At 70.0% G+C, this 16256-nt stretch carries 9 protein-coding genes and 1 pseudogene; 8 read left to right on the forward strand and 2 right to left on the reverse strand.

The features are described 5' to 3' along the window. The first annotated feature begins 307 nt into the window (after window positions 1-307). From OG410_RS01145 to OG410_RS01170, 6 genes and pseudogenes are all read left to right on the forward strand, one after another. Window positions 308-1057: a MerR family transcriptional regulator gene (locus tag OG410_RS01145; protein ID WP_329297314.1), complete on the forward strand. Its 750-nt coding sequence runs from the start codon at window positions 308-310 to the stop codon at window positions 1055-1057. Then, complete coding sequence (locus OG410_RS01150; RefSeq protein WP_329297315.1) at window positions 1054-1926, forward strand: hypothetical protein; 873 nt, start codon at window positions 1054-1056, stop codon at window positions 1924-1926. The genes OG410_RS01145 and OG410_RS01150 overlap by 4 nt, the downstream gene beginning before the upstream one ends. 382 nt (window positions 1927-2308) lie before the next feature. Further along, entirely contained in the window at window positions 2309-4687 is a 2379-nt protein-coding gene (locus OG410_RS01155) for an ADP-ribosyltransferase domain-containing protein (protein ID WP_329297316.1), read from the forward strand. Between the two features lie 256 nt (window positions 4688-4943). Continuing rightward, complete coding sequence (locus tag OG410_RS01160) at window positions 4944-9650, forward strand: HEAT repeat domain-containing protein (protein WP_329297317.1); 4707 nt, start codon at window positions 4944-4946, stop codon at window positions 9648-9650. Window positions 9651-10154: 504 nt separating this feature from the next. Continuing rightward, the gene (locus tag OG410_RS01165) at window positions 10155-10595 is read left to right on the forward strand and encodes a VOC family protein (protein WP_329297319.1); all 441 of its coding nucleotides are present in this window, start codon (window positions 10155-10157) and stop codon (window positions 10593-10595) included. Between the two features lie 61 nt (window positions 10596-10656). Continuing rightward, a pseudogene (locus OG410_RS01170) lies at window positions 10657-10803 on the forward strand (ATP-binding protein); the annotation flags it as partial. 84 nt (window positions 10804-10887) lie between these two features. Here OG410_RS01170 and OG410_RS01175 read toward each other — a convergent pair. Next, window positions 10888-11616: an SDR family oxidoreductase gene (locus tag OG410_RS01175; RefSeq protein ID WP_329297320.1), complete on the reverse strand. Its 729-nt coding sequence runs from the start codon at window positions 11614-11616 to the stop codon at window positions 10888-10890. A gap of 1639 nt (window positions 11617-13255) precedes the next feature. Beyond that, window positions 13256-13555 (reverse strand): hypothetical protein, encoded by a 300-nt coding sequence (locus OG410_RS01180; RefSeq protein WP_329297321.1) that lies wholly within the window; start codon window positions 13553-13555, stop codon window positions 13256-13258. 133 nt (window positions 13556-13688) lie between these two features. Here OG410_RS01180 and OG410_RS01185 point away from each other — a divergent pair, with 133 nt between their 5' ends. Both OG410_RS01185 and OG410_RS01190 read left to right on the forward strand, forming a co-directional pair. Further along, entirely contained in the window at window positions 13689-15110 is a 1422-nt protein-coding gene (locus OG410_RS01185) for a DHA2 family efflux MFS transporter permease subunit (protein WP_329297322.1), read from the forward strand. Then, complete coding sequence (locus OG410_RS01190; RefSeq protein WP_329297323.1) at window positions 15107-16054, forward strand: sigma-70 family RNA polymerase sigma factor; 948 nt, start codon at window positions 15107-15109, stop codon at window positions 16052-16054. Before OG410_RS01185 ends, OG410_RS01190 begins: the two co-directional genes overlap by 4 nt. Window positions 16055-16256 lie beyond the last annotated feature (202 nt).

Here is a 16256-nt window from a genome sequence, read left to right on the forward strand (position 1 = left end):
GCTGCTGCGTCGAGGTCATCGCTCTCCACAAGTGGGTACGCGGTGCGTATCAGGGTCATGTTCTTCTCGGTGGTCGTGCTCATCTCGGTGGTCGTGCTCATCTCGGTGTCCCCTCGGGGAGATCGTCCCGCGAACTCGGTGAGTGCTTCGGGCCGGATGCCTCTCGGTAGGAACCCTGACGTCGCGGCAAGGTCAAGGAGGCCGCCGGACTCCCCCTGCCGCCCTCCACCACGGTCGCGCCGGGCATGCCACCCGTCGCTGAGGCAGCCCTTGACCTTGCCGCGACGTCATGGTTTCTACTGGGCTCATGCGAATCGGCCAGATCGCCGCCATCGTCGGGGTCACCCCGCGGGCCGTGCGGCATTACCACCATCTCGGGCTGTTGCCCGAGCCCGTACGGCGCAGTAACGGCTACCGCGAGTACGGCATGCGGGAGGCTGTCCTGCTCGCCCGGATCCGGCGGTTGACCGAGCTCGGGCTCGGGCTTGACGAGGTGCGGGACGTCCTCGCGGATGACGAGGGCCGGGAGTTGGCGGAGGTGCTGGACGAATTGGACCAGGACCTCGGGCGGCAGGAGGGGGTTCTCCGGGAGCGGCGGGCACGGCTCGCCGTGCTGCTGGCCGAGGCGCGGGCCGGGCGGCTCGCCGCCGAGGGTCCGGTGTCGCCGGAGCTCACCAGGCTGCTGGCAGGTCTCGGTGAGGTTCCGGACTCCCTGATGGCGGTGCGGGACCGAGAGCATCTGGCCTTCCTCGACGCCGTGGTTCCTGAGGAGAAGCGGGGCTCGCTGATGTCCGCGCTGCACGGGATGAGAGAGCACGCGGCAGAGGTGTACGGCCTGCTGGACTCGCTCGCCGACGAGGAGCCGGACGACCCGCGGGTGGCCCGTGCCGCAGCAGCGCTGGCGGCCCTTCTGCCCGACCACCTGGCGGTGCATTTCCCGGACAAGGGCACCGGCGGTCCGGCGGACGCCATCTTCGCGGACCTGGCCCCCGCCCAGTCGGCGGCTGTCCGCCGTGCGCTGGAACTCGTGACGCAACGACAGGAAGGACCATCATGACGGCTCCGGAGATCCGGGCGGCCCTGCCCCAGCCCGCCGCCTCCGTCCGGGGGCCGGTCCTGCGGAAGCTGCGCAGCATCGCGTTCCCCGCGCAGCTCGTGCTGGCCGTCTGCCTGATCGGCGGAGTGCCGATACCCGACGCCGTCCTGCTCGGCGGCAAGCTGCTCCTGCTGGTGCTGCTCGGCACCGAGGCGCACGTCTGGCTGCGGCTGCGACGGCACGGGCTGTCCCGGCGGGAGGCGCTCGCGCAGCTCGTGCCCGAGCTCGTGCTGCGGTTCGTCGCACACGAGCTGCGGATCATGGCGAGCCTCGTCCGGTGGGCCACCCGCCGCCGGCACGGCGTCAACGGCGCCGACGCGGTCTTCTCACACGGCCGTGACCAGGCCATCACGATGTACGGCCTCGTGTTCGCGTGCGTCGTCGAGACCGTCGCCCTGTCGTACCTGCTGACGGACTGGCCCGTCGTCCACGCCTTCTTCTTGTTCGTGGACGTCTACACCGTCCTGTTCGTCCTCGGTGTACATGCGGCCTCCGTCACCCGGCCACACGTCCTGGCCGACGGTGCCCTGCGCGTCCGGCAGGCAGCCCACGTCGACATCCACGTGCCACTCGACCAGATCGCCTCCATCCGGCGCGAGACACGGTTCACCCACGAGAAGAAGGACGACGAGCTGAACCTGCCCATCGGCTCACAGACCTCCATCACCCTCTCACTGACCGAACCGGTCAACGCGCCGAAGTTCCTCGGCGCGCCCCGCCTCGTCAACGTGATCCGGCTGCACGCGGACGCCCCGAAGGCCCTCCACGACGCCGTCACACGGGCACGAACCGCCCCCACACCCGTCCCGGGTACGCCGGCGTCGGTCTGACACGGAGCGGCAGCCCGACGCCGGCGTGCCCGGGACGTCCCGATCAGGGCCGGGCCTCCAGACACCCCCGGCCCTGACGACGAGGCGGCCGCGGCAGCACGGCAGGTGCCCGCCGCAGCCACCCACGCCGATGTGTAGCCGTGCTTCAACAGCGGCTGGCCGCGTGCTGGGGCCGGCTGGTGCGGAGTTGTTCGCCGATGCCTTCCAGGTACCCCGATCGACGAATACACGGCCGGTGAGACGTGAGCGTGTGCGGCCAACGGTCGGTGCGGGTTCACCAGAGCATGACGGCAGGTCATAGACCCCTTGTCGGGGCTGCGTTGTCAGTAGTGCGCGATACGTTCGGCGTCTTGGAAACGCTGTTGCACGACAGGAGTGGACGATGACCGAGAGCAGTGTGCTGCCCGCGCTCAGGGTGGTGCTGACGGACGTCAACGAGCGTGTGGTGGAGGCGTGGCGCGCCGCGTTCGCCGACACCCCTGGCATCGAGATCCGCAAGGGCTCGATCCTCGACGAGGACGTCGACGCCTGGGTCACTCCCACCAACTCCCGGGGCCGAATGGACGGCGGGGTCGACGCCGTCATCAAGCGGTACTTGGGGTCCGGCATCCAGGTGCGCGTCCAGCGGGCGATCCGTGACCGGTTCGCCGGAGCCATGCCGGTGGGCAGCGCGGTCTGCGTCCCGTCAGGCGCGGCCGTTCCCCGGTACCTGATATCGACGCCGACGATGGTGCGGTCCTCGCAGAATGTGAGTGCCACGCTGAACGTGGCGCTGGCGTGTGCGGCTGCTTTCCAGGCCGTTCACCGGCAGAACCGGAAGAAGCCGGGCAGCATCCGGTCCGTGGCGCTGGTCGGGTTGGGGGCGCAGACCGGACAGGTGCCGGCGCGGGTGTGCGCCAATCTGATGTGGACCGGCTACACGCTCTTCCACGACCACTGGTTCGAGGACGACGACGAGCTGCGCTCCACGGTCATCTCCCAGCTGCACGGAATCGAGAACGCGCCCGTCGACCAGCGGGTGCGCATCGTGCCACCGGCAGCCGCCATGCCGACGCCCGAAACTCCCGTTCCCTCCTCTCCTTCTGCCACGACGAGTGAAAGCGCCTCCGCCATGACCGGATCGACGACCGGCGTCCCGGCTCCGGGCGAACCGCCGCAGCCCCAGCCCGGTGCGAACGACCCCCTCGCCCTGACCGAGCTCTTCGACGGCGGCGGGGAGTCCTGGCTCCCGCTGCTGAAGCCGGTCATCGAGGCGCAGCCGGACGCCGCGCGGTTCATCGGGAAGGGCCGCAGCCATGAGGTGGTCCCGGTCCGGGAGCTGACGTTCCAGGCACTCAAGCCGAACCCGCCGCACAAGTGGAAGGTCGTGGTCTTCGGTCAGAACCCGTATCCACGGCCGGAGAGCGCCACCGGCATAGCCATGTTCGACAACACCTTCAGCGACTGGAAGGACAGCCAGTTCGGCCGGGTCGTCAGCATCCGGTGCCTCATCAAGGCGGCGGCGATGTGGAAGTACGGCATCGCCAAGAAAACCCCGATCGCCGACGTGCGGGCGCTGCTGAAGGAGCGGGACACAGTCCAGCCGCCGGAGTGGTTCCAGGCGATGCTGACACAGGGCGTGCTCCTGCTGAACGCGTCGCTGACCGCGAGCGGGGACGGAGCGATGGGGGCCGACCAGCACACGGCGTTCTGGCGGCCGGTCGCCGAGCGGATCGTCGAAGAGATCCTCAAGGCCAAGCAAGACGCGACCGAGGAGGACCGCGGAGTCGTGTTCGCGTGGTGGGGAGCGCACGCCCGCAGCCTGAAGCGGGTTGTCCTGCGGCTCCAGCAGAAATACCCGGACGTCGAGGTCCGACACCTCGACCACGCCAACCCGGCGGCACAGGGCGACATCTTCTGCGAGGGCGACCATTTCGCCCAGGTCAACGACGCTCTGACCTCGTTGGGCGCCGACGGCATCGACTGGCTGCCGAGCAAGGGATGGAACGAGACGACAGTCGGCGCGGGCGGTGCGGACGGCGGGGTCGCGGCGCGCATGGGCGCTTTCATCGAGTCGACCATGAACCTGCACCAGCTGTACCTGGAACGCCTCACCGGCGTCAAGGACGAGGGCTTGGTCCTGCCCGCGATCACCGGTGTCTTCGACACCCCACTGATGGACTTCCAGGACGCCGTCGCTCCGGTCTCCGCGGCGATGTCCGGGCTCGCCGGACACATCCAGCGCTCCCGCGACTTCGGCAAGCAGCGTGCAGACCAGGTGGCCGACTGCGGCCCGTCTGCCGACGCGATCGCCGCGCTCCACCTCTACACCTGTGAGTCAGCCTTCTACCGCGAGATCAACAGCGTTCTGCGCTCCCCCGACCGCACCAGGGTCATGCCCTACCTGCCGTACCTGCGGCTGCTGTTCTCGGCGGTCTCAAAGCTGCCGGCCTACACGCAACCGCTGTGGCGCGGGGTGTCGCTGGACCTTCGGGCGCAGTACCCGGTGGGCCGGACAGTGACCTGGTGGGGTGTCTCCTCCTGTACCTCCGAGCTGAAGGTGGCCAGAGCGTTCTTGGGCAGTCGCGGCAAGCGGACCCTCTTCGAGGTGACGCCGGCCCGGGCCGTCGGGATCAAGCGCTTCTCCGCCTTCACCGGCGAGGAGGAATACATCCTTACGCCAGGTACCCAGCTCAAGGTGACGGAGGTAAAGAGCGAATCCCGCGGGCTGTGCACGGTCCGGCTGAGCGAGGTCACGGACGCCGCTCCCGTGGTGTCCTGACCACCCCCCGTTCCCGAAAGCCACGGTCGTGGTTGCCGGACGCTCGCGCCCGGCAACCACGTGGCCTGGTCTTGGCCGGGCTCGCGGGCCGGGCGCCTCCGTAGGAACTCGCCCAGCTCGGCGGCATGCTCAAGGCGTCGGCTCCGGTGTGCACAAGCTGGTCTCGGCGGAAACGGGTGGGCTGTGGCTCATGAGGTGTGTGAGGCTGTCGAGACGATCACCAGCGTGATCGTGAGCACAGCAGGGGGAATTGAGAATGACTGACGGGACGACGGGGACGACGGCGCGAATACTGGCGATGGCCACGTTGTGGGAACCGGAACACGGCGGGATCACCGCGTTCAATCGGCAACTGTGCCGAGCACTCGCCGAGACCGGGGCGCAGGTGTTCTGTGCGGTGCGTCGGATGACGGAGGAATCATGGGACGACGCGCAGGCGCTGGGGGTGACCCTGCTGGCACTGCCTCGGGTTTCAGGTGCCGGCGACGACCCCGCGCTGGGCTACGTTCCCGTACTGCCGGGCGGCGTCGTGCCGGACATCGTCGTGGGGCACGGCCGGGGCACCGGGCCCCTGGCACTGGCCCTGAAGCGGAGCGCCTATCGGGCGGCTCGGCTGGTCCAGGTGGTGCACATGGCACCGTCCGATCAGGAATCCCTGCCGAGCGGGACCGATGAGTCGGCACAGGCGGAGGAGCTCGCCCGGTTCGAGGTGGAGCTGGCCTCGCAGGCGGACCAGGTGCTCGCGGTCGGGCCGCACCTGACCGGATGGCTCCGCAAGGAACTGCCCCCGGAGGCGGCGAGCCGGCTGGTGCGGCTCGATCCCGGTTTCGACGACACCGATGCACCGGACATCCCGGCTGCGCTGCCCAGTTGGAGACGGCCGGGCTCGCACAAGGTGCTGCTCCTGGGCCGTCTGAAGGACTGGCAGGTCAAGGGCGTGGACATCGCCGCGAGGGCACTGACCCACGCGCTGGACCACCTGCCGCACCAGACGGAAGTCGATCTGACTCTGCACGACGCGCAGGGCGACGGCCAGAGCCTGCGCGTGAAGGTCATGGAGTGGGCGGCTCGGTCCGAGCGTTTGTCGGTGACGGTGGAGCACGGTCCTGTAGAAGGGGCGTGGCTGCGCCGGGAACGGAAAAACGCCGACCTGGTGCTGATGCCGTCGCGGGCCGAAGAATTCGGCCTGGCCGGACTGGAGGCCGCCACGGCCGGGGTCCCCCTGCTCGTCTCCGACCGGAGTGGAGTGGGCATGCTGCTGCGCGAAGTGCTGCCGGTGCGGGACGCGGACCAGGTTGTCATCCCGGTCACCGATCGCCAGGAGGAGGACGCAGCGACGTGGGGGCGCCGGATCGCCGCGGTGCTGGCCGACCGCGAGGCCGCGTTCGACCATGCCGCCCTGATGCGCAGGGTCTGCGCCGCCGAGCGGACCTGGGCCACCGCCGCCCAAGCGGTCCTCACCGCAATACCCGCCGCGGCCCCGGCCGATGCCCCTTCAGAGGGCGACGCAGCGCCCGGCGGCCGCGATCCGGTGGCGGCTGTCACCGGGGCTCCGGCGGGCGAGGGGTGTCTGGCGGAGGCCGTCGGCCGGTACGCGGAACAGGTGCGTCGGACCTGGGGACATCTTGACCTGGAGGATCTCGTCCACCCGTCGGAGCGGGACGATCGCTCTCCGGTCTGGTTGCGTGAGGTGTTCGTGGCACCGGCGGTCCGCGCGGAACCCGCACCGGCGGACCTGCCCGAGGAGCTGGCCCGGCGCCTGGAGGAAACGGGCGATCTGCCTCCCGCGCCGGCGGACTCCTCGAGAGAGGCGTGGGCACGGAGGAGGCAGTACTTCGCCCACCGCGATGCGCCCGCCCTGGACGCGTTGCGGGTACTTGCCCACCCCAAGGCGCGTCGGGCGGTGCTGCTGGGAGATCCGGGAACGGGGAAGTCGACGCTGGCCAGGTATCTGACGCTGACACTGCTCGAGGACGACGCGGCGGACGGGCCGCTGGCGGCACTGGCGGGGCAGGTGCCCGTGGTGGTGGACCTGCACGCCTACGCCCGGGTGCGCGCAGACCGGGCGTGCGAGGAGTTCGAGGAGTTCCTGGGACGGCTGCACGAGGACCGGTCGATGGCGCCGCCGTGGGCGGTGATGCGGGACCTGCTGGAATCCGGGCGGGCGACGGTGGTGTTCGACGGCCTCGACGCGCTGTCCGACCCGCGGGCGCGTGAGGACGCCGCGCACCGGATCGCCGGGTTCGCCGACCGGTGGCCGCGCGCACACCTCGTCGTGACCTCCCGGCCTGTCGGCCACCGGCCCGACGCTCTGCGCGACGCGGGGTTCGCCCACCACCAGCTTCAGCACTTCGACGAGCTGCGGGTCGAAACGTTCGCCCGACGTTGGTACGCATCCTCCTGCCCGACCGACCCCGCCGAAGGCGAACGCCTCGCGGAACAACTGATCGCAGCGGTGCGCACCCTGTCGCCGGTGCGGGAACTGACGGGCATCCCGCTCCTGCTGACCCATCTGGCCGCCACCGGCCGTCACCAGGCCCTGCCGCACGACCGGCGAGCGGTGCACGAGCGGGCGGTCACCGTGATGGTCGCCCAGTGGGAGCGGGCCACCCGAAGCCTTCAGGCCTCGCTGCCCGGCAGTGTTCGGGAGGTCCTGGCGGCCCTCGGGGCACGCGAACACACCGAGATCCTGCAACAGCTCGCCCGCGCCATGCAGGAAGGCGGCGCCGGGATCTCCGGCAACCACATCCACGTCCGTGAACTCGAGGACGTCGTCCGCGGCCACCTCCAAGGGCGCCACGGCGTGGACCGCCAGGTCGCCCGTCTCGCCGCCCAGGCTCTGATCGGTCGGCTGCGCACCGGTACCTTCCTCCTGGCCCACCAGGGCGGCGGGGTGTTCGGGTTCGTCTGCCGTGGGTTCCTGGACCACCTGGCCGCCACCGCTCTCGTCGGCGCGTACACGGACCGGCAGGAATGGACGCCCGAGCAGTTCATGGACGAGGTCGTCGTGCGCCGCGCGGTGGACCCGGACTGGCACGAGGTCCTGCCGCAGGTGATCGGCCGTCTCCAGGACACAGAGGTCGCCACCGCCGTGGACCGCGTCCTCGCCCTGGCCGCCACCGGTCCCCTGCCCCGCAGGCAGGCCGCGACCCTGGCACTGCGGGCGCTGGCAGAGGCCGGAGCCACCGACACCCTCACCCCCCAGGGCATCGCCGCCGTCGACGCCGCCACCGGCGACCTGTTCCCCTCCACCTCCGACGACGGCGTCAGGAAGTTGTGGGCCATGGTGCGGCCGGCGCTGGCGTCCTTCGGGCCCTCGTGGCCCGGGCGCAGCCGCTACCTGCGCTGGTATCACCTGATCGGCCAGTTCACCGACGCCTTCTCCGAGCCCGCCCGCGTCGCCTGTGCTCTGCTCGGAGACGACCCTGACCAGGTCCGCAGGCTCGCCGTGGCCGCGCATCACCCGGACGACCGCGTCGTCTTCCTGGACCACCTCGCACAGACGTGGCCCGACCGCCCCGAAGTCCTGGCCACCGTCCAAGCCGCCACCACCGACCCCGAACCGGGCATTCGCCGCAGCGCCATGGCGGCGCTGAAGGCGTACTGGCCCGACCACCCCGAAGCCCTGGCCACTGTCTGGGCCGTCCTCCAGGCCACCGTCACCGACCCCGACATGGACGAAGCTTTCCGGCCCTTGCTGGAAAAGCACTGGCCCGACCCCGACGAGGTTTTGGCCACCATCCAGGCCGACGTCGAGGTCCTCGGCCCCTCCGCCGACATCGAAGATTCGTTCCTGGGGCTGCTGGCAGCCTACTGGCCGGACCGCCCCGAAACCCTGACTGTCGTCCAGGCCGCCACCGCCCATCCCGATCTGTACATACGGTGCATTGCCCTGGAGGAGCTGGCGAGGCACTGGCCCGACCGAGCAGAAACCCTCGCCAGCATCCAGACCGCCGCCACCCACACCGACCAGCACGTCCGCGGCACCGCCCTGCGGCTGCTGGTACAACGCTGGCGCGACCGGCCCGAAACCCTGGCCGTCATCCAGGCCACCACCACTCACCCCAGCGAGGAGGCCCGCAGCACCGCCCTGCACCTGCTGGGCTCGGGCTGGCCCGACCGACCCGACACCCTGGCTGCCGCGGTCCGGGCCACCATCGATCCCGAGGTCTCCATCTGCCTCGCCGGCCTGTCGGCGCTGAGGGCGTGCTGGCCCGAAGGGCCCGAAGTCCTCGCCGCCGTCCAGGCCGTCGCCACCACCCTCCCCACCCCGGACCTCAACCGCTTCGACGTATGGCTGTGGGGCTCCGCCCGCCGTGAAGCCCTGGGACTGCTGGGGCGGCACTGGCCCGACCACCCTCAAACTTTCGCCACCGTCCGGACCGCCACCACCACGGCCGACCCCGACGTCCGCTGCACCGCCCTGTCGCTACTGGCAGAACACTGGTCCGACCGACCCGAAGCCCTCGCCGCCGTCCAGACCGCCGCCACCGACTCCGAGGACCCCGTCCGCCGCACCGCCCTGTCACTACTGGCAGAACACTGGCCCGACCGACCCGAAGCCCTCGCCGCCGTCCAGGCCGTCCCTACCGACCCCGGCCCCGACCTCCGCCACACCGCTCTGCAGTCAGGGGAGAGACATCTGCCTCGTGACCCGCAGGTATACGGCCCGACAGCAGAGTCTGCCGTTCACGACCCCAGCCCCGACGTCCGAACCCTGGGTCTCGGGCTCGGCACCCTTCACCTCGCCGACTGGCACGACGGATCCCGCCTCCACACCCACGCCCGCACAGAGACGGACCCGGACGCACAACGCCGGATCCTACGGATGATCGCGCTGGAATGGCCTGCTGACCCTCGCACCGCCAACCTGCTGTGGGACCTGATCACAACACCGGATGTCGACGACGATGTCAGGGACTGTGCTCAGGACCTGACAGCGGTACTGGACGACCGCCTCTGAGGCTGCACCGCCGCCACGGCTACGCCACCGCCACCCCGGAGCCGCTCGAACGGATGAACGCTGCGTCACCCCGGCGTGGATCCGATGCCGGGGTGCCTCTCCTTGACGGCGTCCCTGCAGATCCGGGCCTCGCGAACCCCCAGCCGGCTGAGGAAACCGGCGCCCGGAGACGACTGGGCCCCCGGCATCGCCGAAGGTTCAGCCAGCGGGACGCGCCGGCCCGCATTGCCGAGGCCTGCCCGACCGCCGTCGTCACCTATGAACAGATCCTGTAGCCGGTCCGGTGCCGGTTCGGCGGATGCCGCCCGGCCGGGTCGTGAGGCCCTGGCTGTCCGTATCCGTGTGGCAGCCCCGTCCCGGATCCGTCCGGACGGGGCTGTTTCGCGTGCCGCTCACTATTTTTCGGAGTTCGGCGGTCTGAGGATGTCGAGAACGTGTCACCCGAACCGTCCCAGGGACATCAGCGGCCACCGTCGGCCGCACGAAGACGAAGGAGAAGCAGGCATGGCGATTCAGCGGATGGACAATGTCGGCATCGTCGTCGAGGACATGGATGCCGCCGTCGCGTTCTTCGTGGAGCTCGGTATGGAATTGGAGGGCAGGGGGGAGGTCGAGGGCCTCTTCGCCGACCAGTGCACGGGACTCGACGGCGTCCGCTGTGACATCGCGATGGTCCGAACCCCGGACGGTCACAGTCGGCTCGAGCTGGCGAAGTACCGCAGCCCCGCAGTGATCAGCGCCGGACCGCGCAACCGGCCGCACAACATTCTGGGCACGCACCGCGTCATGTTCGCCGTCGACGACATCGAGGACACCGTTGCCCGCCTGCGCCCTCACGGCGCCGAACTCGTCGGCGAGATCGCCCGGTTCGAGGACAGCTATCTGCTCTGCTACCTCCGCGGCCCGGAGGGCATCATCATCGGACTGGCCGAACAACTGCGCTGAGACGGAGGCGGCGGCACCCGTATGCGAGGCGCCCGCCACCACCGGCTGCCGAACCGCGCCGTCCGGCAAGTCCCACCTGCTGATCGCGCTGGGCATCGCAACCGCCATGGCCGGCTACCGCGCCCGCTGCACCACCGCCGCGGCCTTGGTGAACGAGCTGGTCGAAGCTGCCCACGACAAACAGCTGGGCAAGGCCTCCGGGCGACACAGGATCTTCGTCAACTGGGTCCAGCGGAAGCCGATATGCCGGACACTGAGCGACGTCAGAGCCAGGCTGAATGGCGCCAGCGACTCAGGAAAGCCAGTCGGCGTAGCGGGTGGAGGCGAGGTGGGCGTCCTTGTCGGTGAGGACGTCACCCTTGACGACGGCAAACATGCCGGCGGTGGGGTCGGTGACAACGGTGCGGCCGTCGCCCTTATGAGTGAGGGTGATCCGGCCCAACTCGTCCAGGGAGAAGACCTCGGGCCCGGCGATGTTGCGAATGCCCCCCAGCGGGGCGCCCGCGGCGACTTCCGCCACCGCGTCGGCCACGTCCTTGGAGGCGATCGGCTGGATCGGCGTGGCGGGCAGCCGGACGGTATCGCCGTCGGCGGTCCAGGACAGGACAGCGTCCATGAACTCCATGAACTGCGTCGCGCGGACGATCGAGTAGGGGACCGGCCCGGCCGCGAGGACATCCTCCTGGAGCACCTTGGCCCGGTAGTAGTCCAACTCCGGCACCTGGTCCGCGCCGACGATCGAGAGAATGACGAAGTGGCCGACGCCGCCCTTCCGGGCCGCGGCCAGAAGGTTGTCCATCGAGGTCTGGAAGAAGGCCGGGGAGGCTTCGTCGAAGGTCGGGGAGTTCGTCAGGTTGACGATGACGTCGGCCCCAGCCACCGCCTCGCCCAGTCCCTGGCCGCTGATGACATCGATTCCGGTGGACTGCGAGTGCGGCACCGCCTCGTGCCCGGCGGCGTTCAGGTTCTTGACGACCTGCGACCCGATCAGCCCCGTACCGCCGATGACCGCGAACTTCATGACATGCCTTTCGCCGGGAGATGTGTCCAAAATATCGCACAAAATCCTCTATGCAGATGTTTGATATCAGGTCAGGGTTCGTGCATCCAGCCACATGTTGCTCAACTGGCGAACTCCGCGGGACCTCCCGTCGGCCTGCCCGCGGGCTCGCAGGACGTCGAACCGACGGACCAGCCGGTCGTAGTAGGCGAAGGAACTGAAGACGCTGCCGACATTCCGCCGCAAGGCCGAGAAAGTGAAGGTCACCCGGATCGGTCAGATGGGTGAAGCAGCGAACCAGAAGGAAGCGGGTGGACATAACACGCGGCGCACGGTCCGGCCGTGCTCCTCGAGGAAGTCCACCGAGCGGTACACGGGGCCGGCCCCCGCGGTCGTACCGGAACCACCGCCCGCGGGGATCTGGGCCGCCAGGCGGCGGGCCGGACGGTGCCGCGCACAACGCCTGCGCGCGACGAACATAACCAGGCAGCAGCTTCCTGGCGCGCACACCATCCGCGCCCAATGCCGGCTGGACGCCTGCAGGATGGACTTCCGGATCATGCGGGTCCCACTCGGTCAGCGGCTGTCCCGGCCACAGGCATCCTCTGCTGCCGTGTCTGCACGCCGGCTGGACTGACGCTGAAGATCCAGCAGTTCCGGGACGGGCAGTGTCAGGGCTGCACCCAGCCCGGCCACCGTCCGGCCGACGGAACAGGAGCACCGTCCTTCAACGCCGCGAACACCGTGGTACGGGCGATGTCGACCCGCGCAACCAACTGCGCCTTTCCAGACGCGCTTCGGCCAGACCATCCTGCAAGCGGCGCCTCAACTCCGCCAACGCCTCATCCGGGCCCATGTGTCCGTGCATCCCGCAGTCCCCCAACACCTCAGTGTCCACGATCGTTCATCATCGTCCGATCCGAACCCGGACGTACTCCAAAACCGGGCCGTCTTCATGCGGGGCGCTGCAGTATTCGCCACCGTCCTCACGCGGGCCGGCGCCGTCACCGCAGCGATGGCCGCGGCAACCCGCTGAGCCGGCTCTGGCGACGGCCGAGCAATCGAGCGACCACCAACTCAGGCATCTGGTCCGCATGAAAGCCCCCCGGTACGGGGAACAGCCGGACGGCTGGAAGCTCTACACGCTCAACCGGGGACCATCCCCGCGCGTGCGGGGATCAGACCCCGTCATCCCCGACCTGCTCGCACGCCTTGAACGAAGCCTTCAACGGGGGTGTGAAGCTGTATCTGACCAAGGGTCGCCCGTCACCACTCCGACGCCCGGAACGCCGTGCAACGCCGTTTCCGTTCGGCGCTCCGGCCCTTGAAAACCCGCACTTACGATGCGAACCCGCGGGCCGCCCGGAGGATGTCACCAGGGGCCGTCCCGCACTGGGCCCATGCGATACCGACACCTGCGTGCATGCGCACGGCCTGGTCGCCCAGGCGCCGTCGGCAGGTCATGCCCGAGCCGAAGCCCGGCTCCTGGGGCAGGTACTCCCACTGGGCCGCCCGATAGCGAGCCGGCAACAGGGCCGCGGTGGCCGGTCCAGGGTGCGCGCAGCGCATCGCGTGGGCGACGCCGAACGCGTCCTTGACGGGCCGGCGCGGCCCGGACACTGGACGAGCGGGTGGCCCCACCTCACCCCGGGCCCGGCGCTCAACCGTGGGTGGTCACCGTCGTACCCGCGTAGGAGCCGATCAGGGTGACCTCCTCGCGAGTGAGGTCGTCGGCGAGTCTGATGCCGAGTTCGCGTTGGAACTCCTGGAAGGCGGCCAGCTTGGGCAGGCCCTCGCCGTCCACGACATGGACGAAGGTGACTCCGTCGGCCAGCCGGAAGCTGCTGTACCGCAGCCCGGCCGGGGTCTCCGTCGCCAGATCGGCGAAGACGTTCTCGATCAGTCGCTGGTTCTCATCGGCCGATTCCGGCTTGGTCCGGTAGCGGATCACTGTGCTCATGAGGCTCTCCTCTGCGCGATCGGTTCGCTGTCACTGGTTCTGACAACGCGAACGCCTCTGACTCATCGCGGCGATGAGTCGGAGCCCTCTGGGTTGTCAGTACCAGTGACAGCGACTTTCTGGAGGATCTCTCGTGGGCAGCAAGGACCGGACAACCGTCAGCCAGCGCTGGGTGCTGGGCCTGGCCTCGCTCGGCGCCGTGATGGTGGCGCTCGACGTGCTGGTGGTAGCGGCGGCGCTCAGCAGCATCAAGCAGGATCTCGGTGCCTCGATCGAGCATCTGGAGTGGACGGTCAACGCGTACACCCTCACTTTCGCGATGTTGTTGATGATCGCGGCGGGGCTGGGCGACCGCTGGGGCAGACGGCGGATGTTCGCGGCCGGCCTGGGCTTGTTCTCGGTCGCCTCGGCCGCCTGCGCGCTGGCTCCGTCCGTCCAGTGGCTGATCACCGCTCGGGCCGTGCAGGGGGTCGGGGCGGCCGTCGTGATGCCCCTGGCGATGGGCCTGATCGGCACGGCTTTCCCGCCCGGACGCCGAGGCTGGGCAACTGGTGTCTTCAGCGGCCTGACGGGCCTCGGTGTGCTGGCCGGCCCGGTCGTCGGCGGCGCCGTGACCGAGGGTCTCGCCTGGCAGTGGATCTTCTGGATCAACGTGCCCGTCGGCGCGGTGGCGGTCCCGCTCGTCCTGCTGCGGATCGGCGAGAGCAGGGGCGCGGCTCGCCGCCCGGACCTGCCCGGCCTCGCTCTGATCACCCTGGCCGTCCTCGGCATCGTCTGGGGTGTGGTCCGTGGTGCGCCGGCCGGCTGGGCCAGTGCCGAGGTGATCGGCTTGTTGTCGGTCGGGGGCCTGCTGCTCCTGGCCTTCCTCGTCTGGGAGAGCCGTGCGCCGCAGCCGCTGGTGCCACTGGCCTGTTTCCGGTCGAGAGCGTTCTCGGCCGGTAACGCGGCGGGCTTCTTCCTCACCGCGGCGCTGTTCGGCGCGGTGTTCTTCATGGCCCAGTACATGCAGGCGGCTTTCGCCGCCGGCCCGCTGGAGGCCGGGCTGCGGTTGCTGCCGTGGACCGGCACGCTCTTCCTCGTGTCACCGCTCGCCGGCCGCCTCGTGGACAGGGTCGGTGAACGCCCACTGGTCGCGGCGGGTCTGGGGCTGCAGGCTGTCGGTATGTTCTGGATCAGCCTGCTGAGCAGTGGCGCGGCGCGGTACGAGGACCTGGTGGCGCCGCTGATCGTGGCCGGGTGCGGCGTCTCCATGGCACTGCCGGCGGCCCAGAGCGCGACTGTCGGAGCACTGCCCCGCGAGGCGGTCGGGCTCGCCTCCGGTGTCTACAGCATGATGAGGCAGCTCGGTGGGGCTGTCGGAGTGGCCGTCCTGGCCGCGGTCTTCACCGCCGCCGGGGGCTACGCGTCCTTCTCCACCGGATTCACCCGGGCCTTCGCCGCGAGCGGCGTACTGTCGCTGCTCGGCGCGGCGGCGGGACTCTGCATCGGCGTACGGCGCAGCGTGGAGCCCCGCGCCCTGATCGCCGGCCCGGAACCGGTCGAGGAACTTCGATGAACCTGGAGGACGAATTCGCGCAGGTCCGCGGTGAGTTGATCGCGCACTGCTACCGGATGCTCGGCTCGCTGCACGACGCGGAGGACGTGGTACAGGACGCGTATGTGCGCGCCTGGAAGGGCTTCGCGGAGTTCGAGCGGCGCTCCTCGGTCAGAACGTGGCTGTACCGGATCGCCACGCGGCTCTGCCTGAACGCCCTGAAACACAGCAGTCGCCGTCTGGTGCCCTCGGCGCTGGGTGCGCCCGGAACCGATCCGGACGACCTGGACGCGCCGATGCTGGAGGCGAGCTGGCTCGAGCCGCTCCCCGATCACCTGATGAGCGCCGACCCGGCAGTCGTCGTAGGGACTCGGCAGAGCCTGAGGCTGGCGATGGTCGCGGCGCTGCAGCATCTGCCGCCGCGGCAACGCGCGGTTCTGATTCTCCGGGACGTCCTGGTCTGGCCGGCATCCGAGGTCGCCGCCGTGCTCGGCACCACGACCGCGGCCGTCAACAGCTCGCTGCAGCGCGCACGGGCCGAACTCGCCAGGGTCGCCCCGGCCGAGGACCAGTTCAGCGAACCGGACGAGCCCTGGCGCCGGACCCTGCTCGATCAGTACGCCAGAGCCTTCGAGCGGGCGGACCTGGTCGCTCTCGAAGGGCTCCTGACGCAGGACGTCCGATGGGAAATGCCCCCGATCCCGACCTGGTTCAGCGGCCGAGAGAATGTACTGCGTCTGCTCGCGGCCAAACTGGTGCCCGGCGACGGACGGCGCGTCATGGTGGAGACGTCAGCCAACGGCCAGCCCGCGTTCGCCCTGTACAGCCGCGGTCGTGACGGCCTCTTCCACGCGCGCTACCTGCAGGTGCTGACGCCGTCCGAAGAGGGAGTGTCGGCGGTGCTCGCATTCCACCGGGCTGACCTGTTCCCCTCCTTCGGCCTGCCGCTCGAACGTCTTGCCTGACTGCCCGGGCGGGTGCGGCGGCGTGGGCGGTGGTGGGGGCGAGCGATACGGCGAGCGCGGACAGCGCGGCAGCAGCCGTACGGGCGGCGGGGATGAAACCCACGAGGACTCCTCTCGACGATCACGGACGGTTTGTGATCTTCGTAGCGGATCCGCATCTCGCCGGCGCTTGAGCCGGTGGATCAACTCGCCGCGCCGGGGC

Source organism: Streptomyces sp. NBC_00659 (assembly GCF_036226925.1).
Taxonomy (GTDB): domain Bacteria; phylum Actinomycetota; class Actinomycetes; order Streptomycetales; family Streptomycetaceae; genus Streptomyces.

Bases quoted from the DNA above. Each gene is read 5' to 3' on its own strand.
- OG410_RS01145 (WP_329297314.1), top strand. From the start codon at position 308: ATGCGAATCGGCCAGATCGCCGCCATCGTCGGGGTCACCCCGCGGGCC.
- OG410_RS01150 (WP_329297315.1), top strand. From the start codon at position 1,054: ATGACGGCTCCGGAGATCCGGGCGGCCCTGCCCCAGCCCGCCGCCTCC.
- OG410_RS01155 (WP_329297316.1), top strand. From the start codon at position 2,309: ATGACCGAGAGCAGTGTGCTGCCCGCGCTCAGGGTGGTGCTGACGGAC.
- OG410_RS01160 (WP_329297317.1), top strand. From the start codon at position 4,944: ATGACTGACGGGACGACGGGGACGACGGCGCGAATACTGGCGATGGCC.
- OG410_RS01165 (WP_329297319.1), top strand. From the start codon at position 10,155: ATGGCGATTCAGCGGATGGACAATGTCGGCATCGTCGTCGAGGACATG.
- OG410_RS01175 (WP_329297320.1), bottom strand. From the start codon at position 11,616: ATGAAGTTCGCGGTCATCGGCGGTACGGGGCTGATCGGGTCGCAGGTC.
- OG410_RS01180 (WP_329297321.1), bottom strand. From the start codon at position 13,555: ATGAGCACAGTGATCCGCTACCGGACCAAGCCGGAATCGGCCGATGAG.
- OG410_RS01190 (WP_329297323.1), top strand. From the start codon at position 15,107: ATGAACCTGGAGGACGAATTCGCGCAGGTCCGCGGTGAGTTGATCGCG.